The organism is Emticicia sp., from assembly GCF_043780375.1.
Taxonomy (GTDB): Bacteria; Bacteroidota; Bacteroidia; order Cytophagales; family Spirosomataceae; genus Emticicia.
Genome location: NZ_JAYWCU010000116.1, coordinates 1 through 7,952, shown reverse-complemented (window position 1 = coordinate 7,952; position 7,952 = coordinate 1). Strand labels below are relative to the sequence as shown.

Sequence of the window (7,952 nt, the reverse complement as noted above, 5' to 3'; positions counted from 1 at the left end):
GGATGAGTTGATAGAATTGCAGCAGTTTGCTTTGGGTAATTTTAAGAGAGAACTGGAAAAGTCTACAAATATTGGAGTAATTGAAAAGTAGGGTTAATTCGCTGGAACATATTTCGCTGGAACCAAGCTTTTCCGATGAGGAAGGCTTTTTTGTTTTCTATTCGCATAAATATCCTAAACGATTTTGTAATTTTCACTAATTATTGAAAATTAAACCTTATCTTTGCGATTATTTTCATATTTATTAATCTAAGTTAAGATCAAATGTATTTAACTACGGAGAAAAAAGAAGAAATCTTTGCAGGCAAAGGTTTTCAAAAAAAAGCGACTGATACAGGTTCTGCTGAATCTCAAATCGCATTATTTACTTTTCGTATCATCCACCTTACTGAGCATTTAAAATCTCACAAACATGATTACTCTACGAGAGCAGGTTTGTTGAAATTGGTTGGTAAGCGTCGTCGATTGCTTGATTATTTGTACAAGAATGACATTTCTCGTTACAGAGCTATCATTGCTGAATTAGGAATTCGTAAGTAATATTAATAAAATCAGGGTTTTCCTTTGGGAATGCCCTGATTTTCTTTTGCCAAAATCACTACAAAATATTAGTAAGTTTTATCCCCGCGGAATAACGGATAATACATTGCCACGTCAAAAGCGGAAACGTGGTTTAATCTTAAACTAAAAAATGTTTAACATTCACTCCAAGACCATCGAAATGCCCGATGGCAAAGTGATTACCCTCGAAACAGGAAAATTAGCAAGACAAGCAGATGGTTCGGTAGTAGTAAGATGCGGCAACGCCATGTTATTAGCTACTGTTGTCGCTGCCCAAGAACACAAAGAAGGAACAGATTTTTTGCCTTTATCGGTTGATTACCAAGAAAAATTTGGTTCAGCAGGTAAAATTCCAGGAAGTTTCCAACGCCGTGAAGGTCGTTTATCAGATAATGAAATCTTAATCAGTCGTTTGATTGACCGTGCATTACGTCCAATCTTTCCTGAAGATTATCATGCAGATGTACAGGTAATGGTTTATTTGATTTCGGCAGATTCGGAAGTACAACCCGATGCTTTGGCTGCTTTGGCTGCTTCGGCTGCGATTGCTGCTTCAGATATCCCATTCAATGGCCCAATTTCGGAGGTTAGAGTTGCAAAAATTGATGGAAAATATGTAGTTAATCCAACTACAACAGAAATTAAAAAAGCAAGTCTTGATTTAATAGTTGCTGGAACGTTGGAAAATATCATCATGGTAGAAGGTGAGGCTGACCAATGTACAGAAGAAGAAATGATTGAAGCAATAAAGGTTGGTCATGAAGCTATTATTGTACAGGTAGCTGCTCAAACTGCATTCGGTGAAATGGTTGGTAAAACTACTAAGCGTGTTTATTGCCATGAAAAACATGATGAAGAACTACGTGAACGTATGAATGCAGAACTTTATGACAAAGTTTATGCAGTTTGTTTGGAAGGTAGCAATCAAAAAGACGTAAGAAAAGAGAAATTTGGTGCAATTTTTAGCGATTTTCTTGCTACACTTTCAGAAGAAGAGCTGTCTGCGAAAAAGTCTTTTGCAAAAACATATTTTGGAGATATTCAATATTATGCTTCTCGTAATTTGGTTTTAGATGAGCGTAAACGTTTGGATGGTCGTAAATTAGACGAAATTCGTCCAATCGTTTGTGAAGTTGATTTCTTGCCATCGGCACATGGTGCAGCATTGTTTACTCGTGGCGAAACTCAATCTTTGACAACAGCAACACTTGGAACGAAACTGGATGAGCAAATTATCGACCAAGTAATGGTTTCGGGTTATAGCAAATTTTATTTGCACTATAATTTCCCAGGTTTTTCTACTGGTGAAATTAAACCAAACCGTGGAGCAGGTCGTCGTGAAATTGGTCACGGAAATTTGGCTCAACGTTCTTTGAAGAAAATTCTTCCTGCCGATATTGATAATCCTTATACAATTCGTATCGTTTCAGATATTCTTGAGTCTAACGGTTCGTCGTCAATGGCAACCGTTTGTGCGGGATGTTTAGCATTGATGGATGCCGGTGTGCCAATTAAAGCTCCGATTTCTGGAATTGCAATGGGTTTAATTACAAATCCAGAAACTGGTAAATGGGCAGTTTTATCTGATATTTTGGGCGACGAAGACCATCTCGGTGATATGGATTTTAAAGTTACCGGAACTGAAGATGGAATTACGGCTTGCCAAATGGACATTAAAATTGGCGGTTTGTCATTTGAAGTTTTAGAGCAAGCATTAAAGCAAGCAAAAGCGGGTAGAATTCATATTTTGGGTAAAATGAAAGAGGCAATTTCAGCCACTCGTCCAGAATTGAAACCTCATACACCACGTGCTTTCACTATTGTTATTGAGAAAGAATTTATCGGAGCAGTAATCGGACCAGGTGGTAAAATAGTTCAAGAAATTCAACGTGAATCAGGTGCAACCATTACGATTGAAGAAAAAGATGGTAAAGGTTATGTTTCAATTTTCTCTGCCAATGGCGAGAGTATGGACAAAGCTAAGAAAAGAGTTTATGGAATTGTAGCAACGCCAGAAGTTGGCGAAGTTTATGATGCAAAAGTAAAATCTATTCAGCCATTTGGAGCATTCGTTGAATTTATGCCTGGTAAAGAAGGTTTACTACATATTTCAGAAATTTCATGGGAAAGACTACCGAGTATGGATGGGGTTCTTGAAATTGGTGAAGAATTACAAGTTAAATTATTGGAAGTTGACCCTAAAACAGGGAAATTTCGTTTGTCAAGAAAGTCTCTTTTACCAAGACCTGACAAACAATAATTTGTTAAATGTCTGTAGTGCAGAACTGGCATTTTGAACATTTACGAAAGTTTAATTGTTCAAATAATAAGAGTTTAAGTGTTTTTTCGTTATCTTAGAAAATATGTCGGGTGTTGTCCCGCTTAATAAGAAAATATGCGTCAGCTAAAAATTAGTAAGCAAATTACAAATAGAGAAAGTCAATCACTTGATAAGTATCTCCAAGAAATTGGAAAAGTAGATTTGCTAACTCCCGATGAGGAAGTAATTCTTGCCCAGAAAATCAGAGAAGGCGACCAACTTTCATTGGAGCGTTTGACAAAAGCGAACTTGCGTTTCGTGGTTTCTGTGGCAAAGCAATATCAAAATCAAGGTTTATCTTTGGGTGATTTGATCAATGAAGGTAATCTTGGTTTAATAAAAGCAGCTCAAAGATTTGATGAGACGCGTGGTTTTAAATTTATTTCTTATGCAGTTTGGTGGATTCGTCAATCGATTTTGCAGGCTTTGGCAGAACAATCTCGTATTGTAAGATTACCGTTGAACCGTGTAGGTTCGTTGAATAAAATTTCAAAAACTTTTTCAGACCTCGAACAAAAATTTGAACGTGAACCATCACCAGAAGAATTAGCTGAGGTTTTGGAAATTACCGCTGCGGAAGTAATTGATACTTTGAAAATTTCTGGTCGCCACGTATCTGTTGATGCACCATTTGTACAAGGTGAAGAAAATAGTTTGCTGGATGTTTTGGAAAATGATAGTGAAATTAAGCCTGATCAAGGTTTGATTGATGACTCACTTCGAAGAGAAGTTATGAGAGCATTGTCAACTTTGACTCAACGTGAAGCAGAAGTGATTACTTATTACTTTGGTTTGAATGGTGAGCAAGCTATGACTCTCGAAGAAATTGGTGAGAAATTTAATCTGACTCGTGAGCGTGTACGCCAAATTAAAGAAAAAGCAATTCGTCGCTTACGCCAAACTTCAAGAAGTAAGGCTTTAAAAGCATATTTAGGTTAAAATTAATAGTGATTGATAGAGCCGCAATGGAATTGAAAGTGTTATTATTTTTTCTATGGACTATTATCAAAAACTACAAATAATATTAAAAAAGGTGCGTTTTACGTGCCTTTTTTTGTTAAAACTTATTCCAAATTTTTTTAGCAATGGATAGTTTAAAAAACAACAAACTTTCGCCAATTTATAATATTGCTGAAATTTGTGCAAGGAAAGATGTACGAACTGCTATTTTGTGTCCAGGTTCAAGAAGTGCTGCTTTGACAATTGCAATGGTTCGGCATCCTGAGATTCAAACTTATAGTATAAGCGATGAACGTTCGGCAGGATTTATAGGACTGGGGATGGCCCAAGTTACAGAAAAAACTGTTGCTCTTGTTTGTACATCAGGAACGGCTGCCTATAATTTTGCTCCATCGGTGGCAGAAGCTTTTTTTCAAGAAATCCCATTATTGATATTAACCGCCGACCGTCCACCAGAATGGATTCACCAGTACGATGGACAAACCATTTATCAAAGAGATATTTTTGGCAAACATGTAAAAAAAAGTTTTGAGATACCTTCTGATTATACAAATAAAGATGCGGTTTGGCAAATTGAGAGAGTTGTCAATGAAGCAATTAACCTTAGTCAAACTTTACCAAAAGGTCCTGTTCATATAAATGTTCCGATTCGTGAACCTTTCTATCCTGTTGATAATGAGGAGATTACGTTTGACAGAAGTGTTAGTATTATTGAGAATGTAAATGTAGAAAAAAAACTATCAAAAGAGTTTTGGCAACAGTTTCGTGAAATTTGGCAAGGGTCTGAAAGAAAGTTAATTATAGTTGGGCATCGACAGAGTTCTGCTCTCAATAAAACACTTAAACAAATTTCTGAAGAGTTTTCGATTCCAATTTTGGGAGATATAATTTCAAATCTCAATAATCAAGCGGGCGGCGGAATTGCATCCGATGTGATTCTTTCTTCTAAAAATGAAGATTTACTATATTCTCTGAAACCAGAATTACTAATTACTTGTGGCAAGTCGATTATTTCTAAAAACTTAAAAATATTTATACGGAATAATAAACCTCGATATCATTTTCATATTCAAGAGAATGCTGAAATAATAGACCCATTCCAAACACTCACTCATAAAATTGAAGTTTCACCCGAATATTTTTTTAATCAACTTTTTGAGGATTTAGATTTTTTAAAATTTAAAGAAGGTGATGAAGAAGAGGACGAATCTTATTATCAAAATTGGCAACAAGCTAATTCAAAAGCTAAAAGTCAATTGAATAAATTCCTAACTAATATTGAGTTTTGTGAGTTTAAAGCAATCAGAAATATACTTGAAAACTTGCCTGAGAATTCGATATTTCATGTTGCAAACAGTATGCCAGTACGATATGCAAATCTCATAGGCTTAGAAATTGGTAAAAATGTTGAAGTTTTTGCCAATCGAGGTACAAGTGGCATTGATGGTTCGTTAAGTTCTGCTGTGGGTTGTGCTTTAAAAACTGATAAAATTGTTACTTGTTTGATTGGCGACATGTCGTTTTTCTATGACCGAAATGCTTTTTGGAATACGTATTTGCCTGATAATCTGCGAGTTATCGTTTTAAATAATCATGGAGGAAACATTTTTAAAATCATTGATGGACCAAATAGACAACCAGAAGTGGAAGAATATTTTGCTACAAAACAAAATTTTTCGGCATATCATACTGCAATTGAAGCAGGTTTGGAATACACGAAAATCTCAGCCGAAAATGAATTAAAAATGGCTTTATCAGACTTTTATAGTAAAAGTGTAAAAGCCAAGTTAATTGAAATAGAATTAGATGGAGAGTTGAATACTCAAGTATTTAAAAACTATAAATCATTGTTTGCAATGTTTTGCTAACATTTCAATTGATTTTTGTTCATTAAGCTTTTTGCCAACTTTCCAATATTGACAAGCCTTTGATAGATTGCCTAAGCTTTGTTGTGTAAGCCCTAAATAATAATTGAGTAGTTCAACCGATGGGTCGAGTTTGTCGGACTTTTCAAAATTTTCTAATGCTTGGGTGAGTTTTTTTGATAGCAAATAATAAACACCCAAATTTCGATAAGCCCAAGCATTGTTTGCATCGGCTTCAAGGGCTTTATCAATTAAATTTTTACCATCTTGCAATTTTCCAATGTTTAATAAATAATAGCCTTTGTTGTTTTTAAATAGTATTGAATTATTTAAACTTAAAGCATTATCTACTAATTCAATGGCTTTATTGTAGTTTTCAAAATTTGCATAAATTAAGCTAAGATTATTCAGTGCAAATTCATTTTTAGAATTGAGACTTATTGCTCGTTCGAAACTTATTTTGGCATCAGAAAATTTCTTTTCGGAATATTGTATAAAACCAAGATTAGTTAATGCACCTTCATTGTTTTTATCAAGAGTCAATGCTTTCAAAATATTAATATTTGCTTCAGGGAAATTATTTTTTTTAATAAAAATTGAGCTTAATGTAACATAGTACGATGCTGAATCTTTGTATTTTGATTCAATCTGCTTTAAAATTTCGATTGATTTATCTAAATTATTGATTCTCGAATATGTTTCACCCAAATTGTATTTTGCAAATGCAAACTCATTGTCAATCGAAACTGCTTTTTCAAAATCTAAAATAGCACCTTCTAAGTCATTTTTAGCCAATTTTACTGTTCCACGATTATTATACGCATCTGCAAAGTCAGGTGTTTTTTCAATTGCCTCGGTATAAAATTTTATTGCTTCTTCATAGTTTCCTTTCTTGTATGCTACGTTACCTTGAATAAAAAAAAGCTCAGTGTCTTTTTTTGACCTTTCACAAGAAATAAAAGTAATGAAAATAAAAAATGAAATGTATTTTCTAAAAGTATTATATTTATTTAACATACAAATAAAATGTTTTAAATTAAAATTAGGCGATAATTATTTATTGACAAATATTTCGACACTTGAGAAAACTTATGTAAAATTGCACTTTAATTATGAACAAAATATTCGAAAATGAAATTCATCAAAGAAATTCCCAATGATTTTTGCAAAGTCTCACTTTATGCTTGGAACAATAAGTTTATTATTAAGTTTGAGGCTGGGATGTATGAACAAACCTACAAAGTAAATGAGTATGACGTTGCAGGAGAAGACGAAATCGAAGAAATGATAGGTGATACTTTTATGGAAAAAGTTGTCAATCGTTTCAAAGAAATGTCAGAAGATTTTGAAATGATATTAGATTCTATTGATTAATCTTGTACTATAATTCTCCGAATTGTAAAATCACAATTCGGAGAATTGTGTCACATAACTATTTTATAAATAACCATTTTTTATAAAGCATCTCTTGTTCTGGTGAAATGTTTTGTACTTTTTCAAGTTTGACTCTTGCTGCTGGATTTGAAGTTAAGTTTATATTATAAGTCATTTCTTGACCAAATCTTTTAACTTTTACTTTAATTGTATCTCCCACTTTTTTATCTAAAATAGCTCCTTGAGGGTTTTCTATTTTTATTCCATCGATTTCTAAAATCTCATCATTTACGTTAAGTCCACCATTATATGCTGCTGTTCCTCTTTGAATATTGATGATTTTATTGTTTATAATAGTTGCTCCTAAAAATGGGGTATTTGTATCGTAATCTTTCAACAATTTCAATCCAACATATTTAAAGAAATCATTATAGTCAATTGGGATTGTATTCCAAATATACTTTTGGAAGAAATCTTCCATGCTATGGCCAGCCATTTGTTCACAAACTTTTTGAAATTCTTCATCTTTAAATCCTCTATTTTGTTTCTTGTAATACTCATTATATAGAAAGCGAAATACATCATCCAAGCTTTTCTTTCCATTGGTTTCGCCCAAAATATATAAGTTCAATAAGCTACCAATTACAGCACCTTTCTCATAGTAAGAAATTGTACTATTCCTCGAATTTTCGTTTGGGCGGTATTGCTTTATCCAAGCATCCCAACTTGCTTCTGCCACTGATTGTACTTTTTGACCAACTTGATTTTCGATGTTTCCGATTGGAGCTACCATTTTTAATAAGTATTCTTCTGGGGTTAAAATTTCTGCTCGCAAAAGAATATTCCATTGATAAAAGCTTGTAATTCCTTCA

7 protein-coding genes are annotated in these 7,952 nt (G+C 33.6%); 5 read left to right on the top strand and 2 right to left on the bottom strand.

Going from position 1 to position 7,952, the window contains the following annotated elements; genetic code table 11:
* Positions 1-264 precede the first annotated feature (264 nt).
* The 4 genes from rpsO to menD all read left to right on the top strand — a co-directional run bounded on the left by rpsO (position 265) and on the right by menD (position 5,709).
* Positions 265-540 (top strand): 30S ribosomal protein S15, encoded by a 276-nt coding sequence (gene rpsO / locus ACH2CJ_RS08695; RefSeq protein WP_394992132.1) that lies wholly within the window; start codon positions 265-267, stop codon positions 538-540.
* Positions 541-691: 151 nt separating this feature from the next.
* Complete coding sequence (gene pnp, locus ACH2CJ_RS08690; protein WP_394992130.1) at positions 692-2,821, top strand: polyribonucleotide nucleotidyltransferase; 2,130 nt, start codon at positions 692-694, stop codon at positions 2,819-2,821.
* A 135-nt stretch (positions 2,822-2,956) separates the two neighbouring features.
* Entirely contained in the window at positions 2,957-3,820 is an 864-nt protein-coding gene (locus ACH2CJ_RS08685) for an RNA polymerase sigma factor RpoD/SigA (RefSeq protein ID WP_394992128.1), read from the top strand.
* 146 nt (positions 3,821-3,966) lie between these two features.
* Positions 3,967-5,709: a 2-succinyl-5-enolpyruvyl-6-hydroxy-3-cyclohexene-1-carboxylic-acid synthase gene (menD, locus tag ACH2CJ_RS08680; RefSeq protein ID WP_394992127.1), complete on the top strand. Its 1,743-nt coding sequence runs from the start codon at positions 3,967-3,969 to the stop codon at positions 5,707-5,709.
* Here menD and ACH2CJ_RS08675 read toward each other — a convergent pair.
* Positions 5,686-6,723 (bottom strand): tetratricopeptide repeat protein, encoded by a 1,038-nt coding sequence (locus tag ACH2CJ_RS08675; protein WP_394992125.1) that lies wholly within the window; start codon positions 6,721-6,723, stop codon positions 5,686-5,688. The two genes, menD and ACH2CJ_RS08675, sit on opposite strands and share 24 nt — an antisense overlap.
* Before the next feature lie 114 nt (positions 6,724-6,837).
* Here ACH2CJ_RS08675 and ACH2CJ_RS08670 point away from each other — a divergent pair, with 114 nt between their 5' ends.
* Complete coding sequence (locus ACH2CJ_RS08670; protein WP_394992123.1) at positions 6,838-7,080, top strand: hypothetical protein; 243 nt, start codon at positions 6,838-6,840, stop codon at positions 7,078-7,080.
* A gap of 58 nt (positions 7,081-7,138) precedes the next feature.
* Here ACH2CJ_RS08670 and ACH2CJ_RS08665 read toward each other — a convergent pair.
* A partial coding sequence (locus ACH2CJ_RS08665; RefSeq protein WP_394992122.1) for a PDZ domain-containing protein occupies positions 7,139-7,952 on the bottom strand: 814 nt, incomplete at its 5' end.